The organism is Pseudoalteromonas holothuriae, from assembly GCF_945859825.1.
In the GTDB taxonomy this organism is placed as follows: Bacteria; Pseudomonadota; Gammaproteobacteria; order Enterobacterales; family Alteromonadaceae; genus Pseudoalteromonas; species Pseudoalteromonas holothuriae.
Map to the genome: position 1 here is coordinate 1 of NZ_CAMAPC010000075.1, position 887 is coordinate 887.

Here is an 887-nt window from a genome sequence, read left to right on the forward strand (position 1 = left end):
TCTACGATTGAAGCTACAACACCAGCACCAACTGTACGGCCACCTTCACGGATAGCGAAGCGTAAACCTTCGTCCATCGCGATTGGGCAGATTAGCTCTACAGTCATCTTGATGTTATCACCAGGCATTACCATTTCTACGCCATCTGGTAACTGTACGTCACCTGTTACGTCAGTTGTACGGAAGTAGAACTGTGGACGGTAACCTTTGAAGAATGGTGTATGACGGCCACCTTCGTCTTTCGAAAGTACGTATACTTCTGAAACGAATTTTGTGTGCGGCTTGATTGAACCAGGCTTACAAAGTACTTGACCACGCTCAACGTCTTCACGCTTAGTACCACGTAAAAGTGCACCAATGTTCTCACCTGCACGACCTTCGTCAAGCAACTTACGGAACATTTCAACACCTGTACAAGTTGTCTTCGTAGTGTCTTTGATACCTACGATTTCAACTTCGTCATTCACGTTTACAATACCAGCTTCTACACGGCCTGTTACTACTGTACCACGACCCTGGATTGAGAATACGTCTTCGATAGGCATGATGAATGGCTTATCGATGTCACGCTCTGGCTCTGGGATGTAAGAGTCTAGTGCTTCTGCAAGCTCTACAATCTTGTCTTCCCACTCTTTCTCGCCTTCTAACGCTTTAAGCGCAGAACCTGCGATTAGTGGTAAGTCATCACCTGGGAAGTCATACTCAGAAAGAAGCTCACGTACTTCCATCTCTACTAGTTCAAGTAGCTCTTCGTCATCAACCATGTCACATTTGTTCATGAATACGATGATGTAAGGTACGCCAACCTGACGAGAAAGTAGGATGTGCTCACGTGTTTGTGGCATAGGACCGTCAGTTGCAGCAACTACTAGGATTGCGCCGTCCAT

At 46.2% G+C, this 887-nt stretch carries 1 protein-coding gene; it reads right to left on the reverse strand.

Features of this window, described 5'->3' with window-relative positions; genetic code table 11:
• On the reverse strand, window positions 1-887 hold an 887-nt coding region (tuf, locus tag OCI93_RS20930), incomplete at both ends, for an elongation factor Tu (RefSeq protein WP_261627260.1).